The sequence below is a fragment of the Paenibacillus sp. BT-177 genome, from assembly GCF_025846815.2.
Classification (GTDB): Bacteria; Bacillota; Bacilli; order Paenibacillales; family Paenibacillaceae; genus Paenibacillus; species Paenibacillus polymyxa_C.
In genome coordinates, this window is the sequence record NZ_JAOYTP010000002.1 from 722,183 (window position 1) to 738,917 (window position 16,735).

Below are 16,735 nucleotides of genomic sequence, written 5' to 3' on the forward strand. Positions count from 1 at the left end.
TATTAATTTAATACTTTATCTTCACCGAACCATTTTTTCGAAATCTCAGCCGCTTTTCCGTTCTTGTGCAGCTCATCCAAAGCAGATTGCAGCTGCGTCAACAGCTCTTCATTCCCCTTTTTCACGCCGATGCCATATTCCTCAGGAGCCAGTGATTCATCAAGCAGCTTATACGTCCCTTGCTCCTTGGACATATAATACTTGGCAACAACTTCATCAATGACAACTGCATCCAGGCGACCAGTTTTCAGATCTGTCAAAGCAAGAACGTTATCCGGGTACTCAGACACTGACTTCAATTTACTTTTAATCGGATTCGCATCTAATGCATCGGCTGCTGAGGACAACGTTTGGAGTCCCACCGTTTTGCCTGCCAGATCAGCCAGCTTGGAGAGACTGGAGGTAGCTGGAACAACAATGACCTGACTGTTTTTCAGATATGGCTTCGTGAACAGTACTTTTTCCTTACGCTCATCTGTAATGGTGTATCCATTCCAAATGAGATCAATACGTCCACTGTTCAGCTCGGATTCTTTGGCAGACCAGTCAATCGGCTGGAATTCCACTTGCTTGCCCATTTGTTCCCCGGCCGCCTTCGCATAATCAATATCAAAACCGGTCAGCTCATTATTTTCATCTCTAAAGCCCATCGGCGCGAATTTATCATCAATTCCAATAATCAACTTGCTGCTATCCTTAGCGCCGGAACATCCGGCCAACACGATCATAATCAACCCAATCATCATCGTAAACATGGCTGCTTTTCTCATCTTATTCCCCTCCAACAATGGTGACCCCCGATTCAAGAACAGGTGGCAAACGCTTTAGTTCGTTAACACGTTATCAGAGTATCATCATAACATACCGCAGGATACTCGTCGAGAGGAATCAGCGGAATCTTAGCCTTATAAAAATGGAAAACTTGTGACGGAAATTTGACCTGTGTTCTATAATGTAAAACCTTACCTTGACATGTTACCTTATCCGTTTTATTATTTCCTAGTATTCTTATATACTTTTATTAATTTCAAAGATTCAGCAGCAATAGAATGTAAATCAGCTTGAAAGACAGGAGAAATATAATCCCATGTACATTTTAAAACGTCTTTTCACGATGCTCATTACGTTATGGATTATCGTCACTTTAACGTTTATTATCATGCACATCATTCCGGGTGATCCGTTCTCGAACGATTCCAAGACCATTCCGGAGGCTGTATTACAAAACATGCGTGCCAGGTACAATCTGGACAAGCCGCTCGCTGTGCAGTATGTATTGTATCTCAAAAATCTGCTCGTGCTGGATATGGGTCCGTCTATTCAATCGAAAACAACCGACGTAAATATGCTTATCGCCAGAGGCTTTCCACCTTCTGCACTGCTGGGTATTCAATCCATCGTGGTTGCGATTATAGCCGGTATTTCACTCGGAACATTGGCTGCTTTACACCATAATCGACCACTGGATTATATTTCAATGTTTATCGCCATTGTGGGTATTTCCGTCCCCAGCTTCATATTAGCGCCATTGTTAATCAAGTATGTTGCCGTCAAATGGCATCTGCTTCCTGTCGCCTCATGGGGAACCTGGCAGCACACGGTGCTTCCATCGCTAGCTCTCGCTGTTTCACCTCTTGCTGTTATCGCCCGTTTTATGCGGACAAGTATGCTGGAAGTCATGCATGAGGAATACATACGCACCGCCAAAGCGAAAGGGTTGTCCTCTTGGGCAATAGTCATTCGTCACGGACTACGCAATGCATTAATTCCGGTGCTGTCCTTTATCGGACCGCTATTCGCTTCTGTGATTACAGGTACCTTTGTCGTCGAAAAAATATTCGCCATTCCCGGCATCGGTAAATATTTCGTAGACAGTATCTTTAACCGGGATTATCCAGTCATTATGGGTACGACCATTTTCTACAGTGCCATTCTGGTCGTTACCTTATTTCTAATTGATATATCCTATCGCCTTGTCGATCCGCGAATCAAATTAGTCAGCAAAGGAGATTAACATGAAAGCAGCACCTACTGTCGAAAAGGACAGTCTGTTTAGTCTTGTAGACCGCAGCCAGATACCCACCCCCACGTTGACCAGACCCCAAGAGTCACCATGGCGGGATCGGCTTCGCAGACTTTTTAACAACAAGCTTGCTCTGTTGGGGTTTTCTCTACTTATCATTATTATTGTGCTAGCGATTGTCGGACCTTCCATGGTTCCTTATGCACCCAGTGATCAATCCCTTTTGAAAACGAACCTCTCTCCTTCGAAAGAGCATTGGTTTGGCACGGATGATCTGGGGAGAGACATATGGGCACGGACATGGGCCGGAGCTAGAATTTCACTTATGATTGGTTTTGCTGCTGCTGCCATTGATTTGGTGCTTGGCATTCTCGTCGGCTGTGTAGCTGGTTATTGTGCGGGACATGGTAAAACGGGCGACCGAATCGACAATGTCCTGATGCGTATTATTGAAATTTTGTACAGCATTCCTTATCTGCTGGTCATCATTCTGCTGCTCGTCATTATGAAGCCCGGCCTGCTCACGATGATTATTGCTTTATCAATTACCGGATGGGTCGGCATGGCTCGGGTGGTACGTGGGCAAATCCTACAGCTCAAGCAGCAGGAATATGTGCTGGCCGCCCGCAGCTTGGGGACATCTCATTCACGCATTATTTTCAGGCACCTGCTGCCGAATGCAGCGGCCATCATAATCGTGAACCTGACGTTCACTATCCCGTCGGCTATCTTTGCCGAATCGTTCCTGAGTTTTCTCGGTCTGGGGATTCAGTCACCTTCAGCAAGCTGGGGAACAATGGCCAACGACTCGCTCGGCGTTATTTTAAGCGGTCAATGGTGGCGCTTATTCTTCCCCGGTCTGATGATATCGCTCACCATGCTGGCGTTCAACACACTTGGAGACGGGCTTCAGGATGCACTTGACCCGCGTTCACAGCATTAACAACACAGATATCCAAATTGGACAAGGAGGGGTGTCACCATGATCCGCAGCTTCTCGCCTAACCGCAGAAAAAACGGCAGTTCCTTTATGGAAGTGCGCACACGCGGCATACCTGCCGGAAAGGAGGTTGAATAAATCCCGGCTGATCGTTTAACTAACCATAATAATGGAGGAAAACCACGATGAAAAAAATGCATTGGATGACGATCATCTTACTTTTAGCCGTAACGGCTTTGGCAGGATGCTCTGGCACTGCAGGCAAGACAGCAAGCAACGACTCGTCCGCTGCGTCTCAAGCAGATGTCCCGCAAGAAATTACAGCCAATCTGGCAGGTGGCGAGCCTTATACGCTGGACCCTGCCTTCGCATCAGATACAACGTCCTATTTTGTCATTGATAACCTGTATGAAGGGCTGTATACATACGACAAAGCCGGTAAAATCGTAGAAGGTGCTGCCAGCAAAGTAGACGTGTCTCCTGACGGCAAAACATACACCTTTACCATTCGTGACGGCGCAAAATGGTCGAATGGTAACCCGCTGACAGCTAAGGATTTTGAATACTCCTGGAAACGAGTCCTGAATCCGAAAACGGCTGCCTACGATCCTTCTGCCCTCTACTACATCAAAGGTGCCGAAGCGTACAACACAGGCAAAGGTAAAATTGAAGATGTAGGTGTTACAGCTAAAGATGATAAAACGCTTGTCGTTGAGCTAAAATCACCGCTGAGCTTCTTCCCAACGATTGCTGTCGGTCACGCCTATTTACCCGTGAACCAAGCTGTTGTGGAGAAAAGCGACAAATGGGCAGCAGAAGCTAACACGATTGTCGGCAACGGCGCGTATGTAGCCAAGGAATGGAAACATAACGAGCAAATTACGCTGACGAAAAACGATCAATACTGGAACAAAGATGCCATAACAATGGCAACGATTAACTTTAAAATGGTTCAAGACTCCACAACCTATTATCAAATGTACAAAACAGGCGATCTGGATCTGATCTTGAGCCTCCCTGTGGATACACTGGATCAGGAAAAGAGCAGCAAGGAATTCCTGTCGCACCCATCCTTCAGTGTGTACACGTATTCTTTCAACGTAAAACAAAAGCCATTTGACAATAAAAAAATCAGACAGGCCATTGCCTACGCCATTGACCGTGAAGCACTGGCTACCAACGTAACCAAAGGTGGCGAAACTCCTGCATACGGCTATGTTCCATACGGAACGACAACACCGTCTGGCAAAGACTTCCGTGATGAAGCGCCGAAAAAATACTATGAGTTTGATGCAGCAAAAGCAAAACAATTGCTGGCTGTAGGACTGAAAGAAGAAGGTTTGACCAAGCTGCCACCGATCACCTTCAAGTACAACACGTCGGACAAGCATAAAAAAGTAGCTGAAGCCATTCAAGAAATGCTAAAAACGAACCTGGGCGTTGAAGTGACGCTGGAGAATCAGGAATGGAAAACATACATTGATACCTTTAAACAAAAGAACTTCCAGATCGCCCGTATGGGTTGGGAAGGAAACTTCCTTGATCCGCTTGGCGTATTGGGACACTATACTTCCAAAAATTCGAACAACTTTACCAACTGGAGCAACCCGGAGTATGACAAGCTGATCGAATCCTCAACCTTTGAGCTTGATTCGGCAAAACGCTTTGAACAGCTTCATCAGGCAGAAGACGTATTGATGGAAGATCTGCCGATTATTCCGATCCAGTTCTCTGCGGATACCGCATTAATCAGCCCTAAAATTCAAGGCATCGTATTTGATGCTCGTTCGAACCCAGATCTACGTTTTGCAAAACGGGTCGAAAAATAATGATTTTACGTTTCGGGATCACTGCCCTGATTGTCGGTACCTTAGGATTTTTATACGCCGCACCCCATCTCATGTATGGTCGTGAAAACCTGGCTACCGCAAATCTGCTATTTCTGTTAGGATTGCTGGGCTTGGTGATTGGTGCGATCTTCCATGTTCTGCAAAGTGGCTTTCTCACCCTCTTTCTGCGGGGATTTGCCGACATCGGGCAGTTGTTCATTCGTCAATCCAAGGCATTACAGGAAGAAAATGAACGTTTGCGTTCCGATGAATCTCTGTCTGCCTGGAAAACATCCATGTTCCGCCACCTCAAGGTATATACTTCGGGGTGCGGGACGGGACTTTTACTTTGCTCGATAGTATTAATGGGGATGAGTTAAGGAAATGAGAAGCTTTCTTGCGGTTGGTGGACGCTGCGCGTGCAACCGCCATAATGCTTCTATACGTTTTAGTGATTGGTAAAATGAAAAGAGAGAGTTCCGCAAAGCGTTTGCTAGCAGAGCTCTCTCTTTTTTCATTTTTTATATTAAACTTTGAAAAGTTTCTCATAGTACAAGACTTATTAGCCTTAATAAATATGCTTTTCCTTCGCTTCTTGCAGCCATGACGGGAACTCGTTAAGTAATAGTTCGTACAGTTGATTGTCTTCCATAGATTCGATATCTTGTATTTGAAAGAAATTGGCGTTATCTACCACACGACTTTCTATGTTGTCGAGCTTCTTTAATACGCCAAAATCGGATTCACCCACACCGATAAATTGCCAGAAAATTGGCTCTCCTGATGAATCAATGACTGCGTTGTCAATATTGTCCCCTTTGCCACGCTTCACACCGCCATCATTAATAAAAATAACAAAAGCCGGATCTGAAGAGGGTTCTTCCTTGGTGTACTTGGCGATGACATCACGCATCACTGGAGGCTCATCATTTCGGCCAAACTTGGGCAAATAATCATTGGACAAAATATGTTTTTCAACATAGTTGTCAACGTCATTTTCGGTAACGGATGGCAACCGTGAAAAACGGTGATCATACACCCATACATCCAGTACACCATCATCATCCAAAGAACTTGCTACCGCAACAATTCGCTCCAACACTTTTTGAACGGTACCATTTTTGTACAAACTTCTCATAGATCCTGAAATATCGAGCACTAATCCAACTCTCGCGGTCACATTCGTTAGATTCTTTTTAGTCAGTACCAATTGCGCATTCTTTTTAAGTAAAGAAATACCGCTCATGTTCCCCACGCTCCTCTATGATGTTTTCACTAGTCCATCTAATCTACCATCTGCGTCGTCGCTCGTCGCCACTTAGGGGAAAGTCGCTCAATTCTCCGAGTTGGTCATGTGCAGCCTTATAAATGCGGAGGATAGCTTGCACCTTGTTAAAATCATTGTCTTCCGGTCCGAATCCTTCCATATACATCCTTTGGATGATGTTTTGGAAAAAATCGATACGTTCGCGGACAGAATCCTGCTCGATTTGCAGCACATCTTCAAAGCTGTGTGTCTCAGCAAATTCAGACAGCTCATCAAATTCCTGTTCCTGATATCGCTCTCCCCGAGTTTCGGGATTGAGGTCAATAGAGGTACGCAGGGTTGACAATAAAATATTTTCGCGTGCCAGCATGACATGAAAATCTTTGTTCTTAAACAGATCTGTAACGATCAGACGGCACATTTCCTTGTTCTGCAACAGAATCCCATCAAAGGGATGCAGCGTCCACACACCGTAATTAAAAAATAAATTAAAATTGAAGCTACTGCTCCCATACTGATATACAATGTTGATTTTCGATTCATCGATGATTTCAAATGAAAATTCCAGCATGCATTCTCCTTTGGGATTCCAATATTTAACTCTATCCTATCAGAAAATGCATGATTTTCAATAAAAAATTTTATTTCACAGTTTCATTTAACTCCACAATAGAGTCTGCTTTTTCGCTACTGGCAGCCACGAGTAAAAAGACAATCACACACCCTAAAATAAAGGACATCATACGCTCATTCTCTCCTTTGTCATTTCACTTTTTAAGAGTTTATGCACGAGAATGCTATATATGTTCATCATGTCCTTTATTGTCCACTGCCAAACCAAAGAAAGACGCCCTTGGGACTCACCCTGGCGTCTTTTTTCATAGATTATTATATTATTGTATATTAGCTATCAGTTCAAAAACGAACTTAGACCCTCAGAAGAATGGTTATCCTTCAGTGGTTTCGATTGTTCTTTCCCTTCGATGCCCAAACGTTGGCTAAGGTTGGCATTGATTGCTGTCATTTTACTTGTATAATCATGGCAGCTTTCAATAATCCGACGGTTTGATTTTTCAGACAGATCCAAAGCAGATACCAAATCGCCAATCGCCTGATTCACAGCTTCCAATGACATCGATGGCTTGCTAAGCAGATCTGTCGTTCTTTCGGTCGTCGTTTTGAGAAGCTTCGCATTTTCCTTGAATTGATCCTCAATCGTACGGTTAGTCGCATCAACGGCTGAAATAATTTTATCTTGATCGGCCAGTGCCATCGCGATCATAGCCGATACGGTGATTAGATTCGATGTTTTATCAATCGCATTATTGACAGAATCAATCAGTTTATCATTGTTATCATTAATAATATCCGTTGCTGCAATGGCCTGATTGTATAACAAGATCATTTCAGTCATCGACTGTGTACGAGTAACTACTTTGCGCAATCCCCGCTCCAGATGAGGCTTGCGATTTTCATTTTCCGGCTTGGCAATCTCGGCTTCGAACAGCTCTTTCAAGCGATTACCAAAGGCAATCTTCGTCTGCAAATTGTAGATTTCTTCAATGGAAGCCTTCTTCAACTGTCTCATGCTGACGATGTTTTCTTCCAAATTATCCTTGCCATCTCTCAAGGCAGTAATGATTTTTTCGATGTTGGTCTTCACCGACTGATACTTATAAATGTAGTTTTTCAACGGGCTTTTACGCAGGAGTTTGCCAAAAAAACCTACATCTTTACTCTGCTGAAGCGTTTCACATTCATCTCGGAGTTTTAAGATCATATTCGAGACCTCAGCCCGATCACCGGACATGAGGTCGTTTACCGGACGATCCAACATTTTAAGGGTTTGTCCCGCCCGTTCCTGCGTTTTAACCCCCAGCTTACCAATGTCATCCATTAAGGTATCCAGACTCATAACATCGCTTTGCGATACCTTTTGAATCAGCTGCGAAGCCTCCTCAGTCACCTTTTGTTCATCTTCTTTTTTCAATTCAGCCCATGGGGTCGCCATCATGCTAACCTCCTATTCTGAAAACAACTGTTGCTGAGAGCTAATAGTTATTGTTCAGAGCAGCTATGCTGCTGATTTTTATTCTTTAAAGTAACCTACAGTTCGGAACTGCTGTATCGCTGGTGAATAAGCTCTGCTTTGCTCTGTAATTCCATCAGATCCTTATGCTCCACCGTGGATACAATCACAGATATTTTGCTATCCACATCTCGCAATCCGTTTAGTAGCGTCCTCCGGTTGGTCCGTTTCGCATCGCCACTAAGCCGAAGAAACGGGTTAATCAGTCCGTTCAAGTCCTTCAAAATCAATCTCCGAACCGTGTGATTCACTTCACTGTTGTTCAACTCATGCAAAAGCGGGATGACCCGCTGCAAACGTGCAAATAGAGCCAGCGCCTTCTCGACAATCTCGTTATCTAGCGCATCTTTCTGTCCCTCGGAGATCACCATATCCTCCAGTACCTCCAAATACTCCATCACCTGAGCAAATTCACTGCTCACCTGATCTGGTTGACGTACTTGTCCTGTTATAGACTCCGGTCGAACGGCATCTTCCTTTTCATGCTGCTGTGTCTCACCGACCTGCTCCTGCACCACCGGAATCACGGAACCAGTCAGATTAGGTCGAGGATGGCGAACAGCCATGATAAGGCTGTATCCTCCCAGACCAATGATCGGAATCGCCAAACACACAAACAACGGCAACCAAGAACTTAGTAAAAGCGCAATCAGGTAGCTGACCACAGCAATCGTGGCACCCCACATTTTAGAAGTCATAGCTTGTACCTCCTGACGTAAACCCTTACCATATTGTAGAAAACAATATTTGCCTATGTCAATGTAAGGATTGGCGTATCGTGATCGGCTGCTCGATATGACTGGCTAGAATGTCGTATTGCGGGTGCAGTGAACCGATTTCATGACCCACAGCCGATTTCACCGCCAGGTAAGGAAAATTAATGCCTGACAAACATGATACATGAAGACCTCCCGACATCCGTGGATTGATCTCTAACAGCTTAGCCCGCTCGCCGTTATATTTCACTTGAATGTTATAATTGTACGGAATGTGATACGCCTCAGCGACCTTCTCTGCCACCTTCAACAGTTCAGAATGCTGCTCCAGTAGCCGTAATCGCCCTCCTGCCTTCCTACGCGGAACTGCTGCTAACAATTTTCCGTTTCGGTCAGCCAAGCAGTCGATACTGTATTCGTATCCCTCCAGCAGTTCCATCACCATCAAATTGGGAAACGTCTCTGTGGAAGACAATACGCGATAGGCCTCCTCGAACGAAATATGATTCAGCGCATGACCGAACAGTTCCTCCAGTGGATTGCGTTCATTATCGATGATACGAAAGCCCATTCCACCTTCTGCATTACAGGGCTTGAAGCATACCTTGTGCCCAAGCGCTATTAATGACTCATACGCCTGTCTAAACTGCTCGGCATTACTGGCAATGGCATAATCGGGAATGGTGACAATATCTTTTTGACGAATGGATTCATAAAATAGGTCTTTTTCCATCAATTGCTCCAGCAGTTCGGTATCCCGGCACACCATTACTTCTGTACCAATATCGTCGAACAAATAAAGATGCTTGCTAATATCGAGCATATTCCACCGTGGAATAAAGACATCAATTTCATGTCGCCTGCAAAAATCAGCACAAAACTGTGCATACTCGACACCGCTCGTGCGCGGCTCTACTTCAGCTACATCACTGGCCTGTAGTGCCATGTGCTGCGGATCCGAATGTGTGGCATAGATCTCGAACGGAATACCGTCCTCATTGTTACGAATAGCGTTCATATAATGATACACCACCGAAAACCAGCGGTTAAAATACACTTTGACCTTCTTCACTGCGCCACGTCCCCTACTATTTTAATCATGAAGTACGAGCCGCTGATATGCTCCCATGCACTTCATAGACATATTCCATAATTTCATCCGCTGCATAAACCCCCGACACTTCCGTAAATCGGTAGTTGACCTCTAGCTTATCCCGCAGCTGTTCCCGATACAATTCACCATGACGCGGGGCAATCGCATAGTCGGCATAATCCAGCAGACAACGGTCCAGTAAAGAGTCACCGGATGCAACCACAGCTCCCCCATTGGTAAGGTTACGGATATGCTCCACAGCTGTCTGTTTATTCACGGCCGCAGGCACCAGATATACTTTACGGCCTTGAATGGATACCTCCCAGCCCATTTCATGCATCATCCGCGCCTTCTCCAGCACCTGTTCCAGCGGCATACGATCCCTTTCAATCACGAAAGCATAAAATAGTTCATCGCAAAAACGTTCGCTTACGACCCAGTCCTCATGCAGCACCTGTCCGAACACCTGACGTGCTTCTTCCGCATGAGCACCATCGCGGCGTACTTGTTCGTGAATACGCCGATTCCACTCTCGGTCCACCTCGCCTCCGACGATGATGTTTCCGCCATTACTCGTCACGGCATATGCGGGAATCAGCTCCGTCTGAAACACGGTGATTCGTTTATACTGTTCCATGGTCCGAGTCGTCACAGGCATAAACATGACATCTGCCGGTAATGTCTTGAGCCATTGTAAAGCTTGCGCAGAAATAAAGGCCGACGTCGCCCCGTCGATCTGTTCCGCAGGCAGCAGACCAGGGGATTCCAGCGGCATGCCAAGCGAACGTTTGGAATAAATCAGTGTCTGATCCAGATCACTTGCATAGATCATTCTTGTCCCCCTTTAAGCGGCTTGATGATCCCGCAACAGGAATAGGTCAATCCTTTAAATACCTCTACAGGCACTCCACGATCCTTGGCCAGCAGCATAATATGCTGAAGATTCGGATTATCTTCACGGTCAATCAGAATTTTCCACGGCACCCTGCGGAGCAATACGCGAGTCGTCTCCCCCACTCCCGGCTTGACCAGATTGATATCCCGAATACCAAATGCCTGCTGAATCGCCTCAATATCCCGTAAGCCCTGCCACGTCACGACCGGCGGATTCAATGTCATCTGTTCCGCATGTGCAACCGCCGCTTCAGCCACGGCTTGAAAGTAACCGGATACTGTATCCACAAACGTATTGGATTGATCCACTGAACGCCAGGATTCATAAAATTTAGCCCCATGAAAATCGTCCGCACCTATCAGATCGTCCCGAAGTACCGTCCGGCTCATCAGACCCGATACGGTCGAATTCAGACAAGCGCTCGGGATCAAATAATCTTCTCGTGTACCAAAGGTCTCCGAGCAGCTGCCCGGATCGGCTAGCACCGCCAGATCATCATTTAGGCGCAGCCCGTAATCCGCATTCATTTCACGGCAGGCCTCGATCAACACCTGACGAATGGCGCCTTTCCCCGTCCAGCCATCGACAAACTGAAGTTCAATCCCCAGCCCATGCTGCTGTAGAATGTACAAAATAGCATTCCGGTCAATACCTTTGCCACGAATAATAGAAATACTGTAATGCGGTAAGGATACGCCATACTTCCAGTCAATATAACGCTTGATCAGGATGCCAATGGGCGTTCCCGCTCTGGCAAGAGAAACAATCGCCGTGTTCAGACCTCTTTTTCTCACAATCATCTCAGCCACAGAAGCTGCCGCTAATGCAACCTTTTGGGCAGATTGGGCAAGCGTTTCGTGAAACAATCCAATATACTCTGCTGTGGGCTGGTATTCCACAGGCAGCATTTCTGAATAATGGACTCCAGACTGTATCGCCTCTTCCCGATCCTCTGTCCCTTTTTCCAACGCAACCCGGCTCAAATCCTTCAATAAAAAAGTGACATCCGAGGCAGGATAACTGCCTAGCGGTACGGGCGGATGAATGTTCTTCTGCTGTATTTGCTCCATGAGTGCTTGCTTCATATCCGCGCTCCTTTACTCTCCTGCTTAGTTAAACTGTTAAAATAAACGACATGCACTTTATCACAGCCCAGACCGCTCAATGCATCCAGCATGGGCTTCATTCGCTCTGGGTCCGACTCTCTTTCCAGCAAAACGAATATTTCGTTATACTGACCGGGCTCTACATTATAAATAAAATTGCGTACCGTACTGTCCTCAGGCGAGGGATAGGTCACACCACAAGCGACGCCATACTCTTCTTCCCGGTGGGGATACACCGGGCTGCGTGTCGTCGATTGGTAATAAACATCCGGGCCTAACTCCGCAGCAATGCGCATAGGAATGTACATGAATTCACCCGTACCCATTACCAGTGTGCGTTGCCCTGAACGAAGTTGGTTCAGTCGTTCAGCTGTACGCGTGATTTCTGCATCCAGCGCTGGGTTATCAGCGGATTGTAGACCAAAACGACCTGTATATTTAAGATAAGGAGTTGTATTGGCGTACCCGTCGGTTGATAGGGAGCTATGTGATACTCGCTCAAAAGCGGAAGCATCCTTTTCAAAACAGTGGTCAATTGTTCCAGAAAAATCCTTATTAACCTCTGCGGTGCTAGTGGCTGCATGCTCTGCGTTCCCGGTCTGTCCGACATATTCTGCGTGATCCAGTATCGGTGTTCCCTGTATTTCTATCTTTCCTTTGAGCAAACTTAGAGGCGTAATCCTAATATCTAGCTCTGCTTCCAGATCGGCAAAAGCTCGCTCGTCGCTGTCTGTCCGCCAGTCCAATAACGAAGCTATCACATACTGTTTGCGTGGAAAATGTTCCTGAATATCCCGTATAATATTAAGCGTTGTTTTTCCCGTCGTAATCTCATCATCTACCAGCACAATGGGTCCATCTCCGGCAAAAGCATCTTCATTCAGTGCATAACAACGATGATCAACAGCGTGCGAATGCTCTTCTTCAAACCGAATAATAGGCCGAAGGCCCGGAATATCCTCGCGTGTCGTATGAATATATGTAGCACCGTCATCAAATAACCGATACATGCTGTGCCCCAGTGCTGTAGCCGTCTCGGCAAAACCAACAAACTTGATTGGCTCTGGAAAAGCAAAAGCCAAACGTTCATCCATCAGCTTTTCATAGGCCTCTTTCGCATAATTCGAATCAAGAAGTCCTCTAACGGCCTCTCTAATCAGTTTATCCATCTGTTGTCCTGACTGTGGGACAAGCTCTTTATATAGCAGGATTGCCAGTGCTGCCCCACTTAACAGAGAGGTGTATGGATTTACCGGAATATGCTTGCCCAGCACCTTGCTGACAAACAAAAACGAACGCTTTTTGTTGACCCGTGCCGCCATCGCAAACAGCTTGTCCACAGGAAGACGGAATGGATTATGAGTCTCCGTAATTTTAACGCTGAACTGCTCCAGAATTGGCAGCAGATGTGTTTTCGTAGTTGGGTAAGAGACTGACAAAATGTTGTTGTTCATGTAACACCCCGTATACTTTAGATCTATTTATAATACGATAAGCCCAATTCAAATGAGGCTTAATTTCATTCATTTTGTTGGCATAGGTGCTCTTGAATACACCCAGACTACCGTCGTTACGTTCAACAATCTCAAGTGCATCCATATACTCTTCATGAGTCACCGCATACATGGCCTGTACCGGCTTAATGTGGGACGGATGAATGATCGTTTTGCCGATAATCCCATTCTCTTTATCCATCATAACTTCGCGAATCAGCCCATCCACTGCATCTGAGATGAAGTCCATTCGCAAGTAGCGCCCCGGCTTCCCAAATGCGTCTTCAAAAGGCGACACTCTTAATTGAGGTTTAAAGATACGTTCCCGGTGAGAGAAATATTCCCATACAGGACCGGAAATGACATAGTCCGAGTCCACGCGTCCGAACAAGTTAATAATATCTGCGATGCAGTCCCGAATGACGGCAATCTCATAAATCGTAATATCCGGGCTGCGTCTCAGCCCATACAGACTGGAGAAATCAGTGGCCCCAATTCGTACATTCAGCACATATTCCTGAACCTCGTCCAAAATTTCTTTTATCGCCAGCAGCTCTTTCCAACGGGTTTCCCGATAAATAATTTTAGAGCTTTCAAGAATCGGCAATCCATACAACACAGGCGTGCGGCTTGCGTCTCCTGCCCCTGTATGCATAGTCCGGTTATATTCAGCAATGAGTGCAAAATACGCCCGTCCATTATCAGAGGAGAACTTGGGGAGGACAAAGCCCGTAAGCAGCTCCAGGGTTTCTCCCAAACTGTTCAGCAGTCGTTCCAGCTGTTCCACAGATCGCACACGTACAAACAGCAAAGGTAATTGCTGTTCACTCATCATCCCTGTCCGTACATAGGACAATAGTTGAAGCAGTTGCTGTGCCAGCGATTCTTCAGCCTGTCCGACCTGCTGATCCCCTATAGCATCCTCCAAATCCAGAATGACCGTTGTTAGTCCTTCATGCTTTCCATTCTTGATCTCTTCCGCTGCTTCCAAGCGAGTCGCCGGCATGTACAAAGCCGCTCCTATGGCATAAGCCAATATACTTTTGGGTGAACGGTTATGAAACTCCATCGGTGGAGTACAAAAGATCGCTTCTACTTCCTTAGAGGTTAAATCATTAAAATATTTCAGGGCCCTTCCCCTCCTCTTGCTCTTTCTTGCCTGACTGAAGCCCTGTGCCTCGGGTATAAAAGAAATCCCCCCTTAGTTTCAGGAGGGATTTCGCTATACTTTGTACATTAAGCCTCTTTGTCGGCCTTTTTCTTTCTTTTCGCCGAGCTAAGAATCATTGTGCCTACAAAGACGGCAATCAAAATGCCGAAGAATAATACTTGCGACATGTGAAAGCCAAAAGCAGCAGCCAGCATTTTACCCCCGATAATGGCGATCATAATAAAGGCTGTCTGTTCCAGTTCCGGAAATTTATCAATGAGCTTGAGGAACACTTGTGCAACACCACGCATCATCAGAACGCCGAGTATACCACCCAGGAACAGAACCCATACTTTCTCGCTCACACCAAAAGCGGCAATGACACTGTCAATACTGAAGGCAATATCCATCAGTTCGACCATTAATACGGTTTTCCAGAAAGAAGTAGGTTTGTTTTTCACTTCTCCATCACCCTCGGACTTGAATAAGCCCTTATAAGCGATGTAGAGCAGATAAGCCGCACCCAGTACCTTAATCAGCGTGAACTTAATCAGGAATGTACCCAAGCCGATGGCCAGGAATCTGAATATATACGCACCTAAAATCCCGTAAAATAAGGCTCTCTTTTGCTGCTCCTTCGGTAAATGCTTAACCATAACTGCGAGAACCAAGGCGTTATCCGCCGATAAAAGACCTTCCAGCAAAATGAGAGTTCCAATAATCCCCCAACTCACCGGGTCAGTAAGCGTACCTACCACATCACTCCATGAAAAGAAATGGCCGTAGTTCTCGCTGATATTTTTAAATAAATCATTCAACATGAAAAGAGTGCCTCCGATAATTCAATTTATTTACTCCCCTGCGTCCAGCGCATGCCCCAGTTATATGCCTGATCCATTTCACGATGACCGCCATAAAACTGTACGAGTCTCTCAATACTGAACGTTTCATCGTTCACATTTTGGATCATTGCAATCGCACACATCCCTTTGCGATTGTCATGTTCATTCATATGAACGATAATGTCTGGCCCGTCCTTCTGGTACAGCGTGACTACCCCGTCTGCTTGTGACCAGTTCGTGACTCCTTCATAAATGAAGGTAAACACCAAAATTCGCTTAATTTCAGAAATTTTGGCACCGTTAATACGAAGATTCTCCCCTGTTTTCACAGAGCCCGTACGGTCGTCACCATCCAGAGCAATGTACGGGAAGCGATTCAGAGAACCGAAAACTTCCCCAAGCGCCTGAACGACACCTTTATCCCCGTTCTTCATCTCATACAAGCAGCCCAGGTCCAGATCGACACCCTTGGAGCCACGACTGAAAAAGCCCTTACTCTGCTGTACCTGATTCCAGTTCAGATTGATTAGGATTTCACCTAATCCGCCTGAGCCCTTTTTCAGGTTAATGGTGTCGCCCTTTTTCTTCAGCTCAATTTTCCGCAGATTCAGATTCACCGGAGTTGCAGATGGCTCTGGCTTTGGAACAGGAGGTGCAGGTGGCGGTGTTGGTGCTGGCCGAGGCGCTGGAGGTGGTGTAGGCCCTGGCGCCGGAGGAGCCGGATTATTTTCCACTTCAATGCCGAAATTTTCACACAACGCATCCAATCCACCGGAAAAGCCTGCGCCTATCGCGTTAAACTTCCATTCACCGTTATGGCGGTACAGCTCGCCTATCACAATGGCCGTCTCGACTGTAAAGCCACTATCCAAATTAAATCGTAAAACCTCTCCATTAACCGGATGAACAAAACGTATAAATCCACCTTGAACCTGTCCAAAATTTTGCCGTTTCTGATCCGCATCATAAATGGTCAGCGTAAACGCAATCTTCTCGATATGGGAAGGTATTCTGGTTAGGTCCAGCGAAAACTGTTTCTTGTCACCAAACTGTTGTCCATCTGAATAGGTGATAAAGGGTGTGGTCGGATTATTGTAAAAGATCAGATCCTCATCGCCCGATACCTTCCCACCAGGGCCTAACAAAAATGCAGAAGTATCGAGTTCCAGAGCCGCTGAGGACTCCCAACCGATCCCTATGTTGACATGGCTCAGGCCCGGATTCGTTTTGGTCAAATCCACCTTCTGCCCTTTTACTACGATAACAGCCATGATTGTGTCACCTTTCTGTCC

16 protein-coding genes are annotated in these 16,735 nt (G+C 45.9%); 4 read left to right on the plus strand and 12 right to left on the minus strand.

Translation table 11 applies throughout. The features are described 5' to 3' along the window. Positions 1-2 precede the first annotated feature (2 nt). Complete coding sequence (locus OIU26_RS09615) at positions 3-770, minus strand: amino acid ABC transporter substrate-binding protein (RefSeq protein WP_016821455.1); 768 nt, start codon at positions 768-770, stop codon at positions 3-5. Between the two features lie 317 nt (positions 771-1,087). Here OIU26_RS09615 and OIU26_RS09620 point away from each other — a divergent pair, with 317 nt between their 5' ends. The 4 genes from OIU26_RS09620 (at position 1,088) to OIU26_RS09635 (ending at position 5,172) form a co-directional block, all read left to right on the plus strand. Further along, the gene (locus OIU26_RS09620) at positions 1,088-2,014 is read left to right on the plus strand and encodes an ABC transporter permease (protein ID WP_013369634.1); all 927 of its coding nucleotides are present in this window, start codon (positions 1,088-1,090) and stop codon (positions 2,012-2,014) included. A gap of 1 nt (position 2,015) precedes the next feature. Then, positions 2,016-2,966: an ABC transporter permease gene (locus OIU26_RS09625; protein WP_264216666.1), complete on the plus strand. Its 951-nt coding sequence runs from the start codon at positions 2,016-2,018 to the stop codon at positions 2,964-2,966. Positions 2,967-3,148: 182 nt separating this feature from the next. Further along, positions 3,149-4,792: a peptide ABC transporter substrate-binding protein gene (locus OIU26_RS09630; protein ID WP_264216667.1), complete on the plus strand. Its 1,644-nt coding sequence runs from the start codon at positions 3,149-3,151 to the stop codon at positions 4,790-4,792. Beyond that, positions 4,792-5,172, plus strand: a complete 381-nt coding sequence (locus tag OIU26_RS09635; RefSeq protein ID WP_216975694.1) for a DUF3899 domain-containing protein — start codon at positions 4,792-4,794, stop codon at positions 5,170-5,172. The genes OIU26_RS09630 and OIU26_RS09635 overlap by 1 nt, the downstream gene beginning before the upstream one ends. 188 nt (positions 5,173-5,360) lie before the next feature. Here OIU26_RS09635 and OIU26_RS09640 read toward each other — a convergent pair whose 3' ends face one another. From OIU26_RS09640 to OIU26_RS09690, 11 genes are all read right to left on the minus strand, one after another. Further along, positions 5,361-6,038 carry a vWA domain-containing protein gene (locus tag OIU26_RS09640; protein WP_264216668.1) on the minus strand — a complete coding sequence of 226 codons (678 nt, stop codon included), beginning with the start codon at positions 6,036-6,038 and terminating at the stop codon, positions 5,361-5,363. A 43-nt stretch (positions 6,039-6,081) separates the two neighbouring features. Further along, a complete protein-coding gene (locus OIU26_RS09645; RefSeq protein WP_013369629.1) occupies positions 6,082-6,630 on the minus strand; it encodes a hypothetical protein in 549 nt (182 codons plus the stop codon). A gap of 339 nt (positions 6,631-6,969) precedes the next feature. Further along, a complete protein-coding gene (locus tag OIU26_RS09650) occupies positions 6,970-8,070 on the minus strand; it encodes a toxic anion resistance protein (protein WP_264216787.1) in 1,101 nt (366 codons plus the stop codon). A 95-nt stretch (positions 8,071-8,165) separates the two neighbouring features. After that, a complete protein-coding gene (locus OIU26_RS09655; RefSeq protein WP_058829016.1) occupies positions 8,166-8,846 on the minus strand; it encodes a hypothetical protein in 681 nt (226 codons plus the stop codon). A 58-nt stretch (positions 8,847-8,904) separates the two neighbouring features. After that, complete coding sequence (locus tag OIU26_RS09660; RefSeq protein ID WP_264216669.1) at positions 8,905-9,936, minus strand: ATP-grasp domain-containing protein; 1,032 nt, start codon at positions 9,934-9,936, stop codon at positions 8,905-8,907. Between the two features lie 25 nt (positions 9,937-9,961). Then, the gene (locus OIU26_RS09665; protein WP_040102022.1) at positions 9,962-10,789 is read right to left on the minus strand and encodes an HAD family hydrolase; all 828 of its coding nucleotides are present in this window, start codon (positions 10,787-10,789) and stop codon (positions 9,962-9,964) included. After that, positions 10,786-11,937: a cysteine protease StiP family protein gene (locus OIU26_RS09670; RefSeq protein ID WP_264216670.1), complete on the minus strand. Its 1,152-nt coding sequence runs from the start codon at positions 11,935-11,937 to the stop codon at positions 10,786-10,788. The genes OIU26_RS09665 and OIU26_RS09670 overlap by 4 nt, the downstream gene beginning before the upstream one ends. Then, the gene (locus OIU26_RS09675; protein ID WP_264216788.1) at positions 11,934-13,280 is read right to left on the minus strand and encodes a phosphoribosyltransferase family protein; all 1,347 of its coding nucleotides are present in this window, start codon (positions 13,278-13,280) and stop codon (positions 11,934-11,936) included. The genes OIU26_RS09670 and OIU26_RS09675 overlap by 4 nt, the downstream gene beginning before the upstream one ends. Before the next feature lie 52 nt (positions 13,281-13,332). Next, entirely contained in the window at positions 13,333-14,520 is a 1,188-nt protein-coding gene (locus OIU26_RS09680; RefSeq protein WP_264216671.1) for an HpcH/HpaI aldolase/citrate lyase family protein, read from the minus strand. A gap of 167 nt (positions 14,521-14,687) precedes the next feature. Continuing rightward, entirely contained in the window at positions 14,688-15,422 is a 735-nt protein-coding gene (locus OIU26_RS09685; protein ID WP_013369621.1) for a TerC family protein, read from the minus strand. Positions 15,423-15,448: 26 nt separating this feature from the next. Next, on the minus strand, positions 15,449-16,714 hold the full coding sequence (locus OIU26_RS09690) for a TerD family protein (protein WP_064962509.1): 1,266 nt from the start codon (positions 16,712-16,714) through the stop codon (positions 15,449-15,451). Between the last annotated feature and the right edge of the window lie 21 nt (positions 16,715-16,735).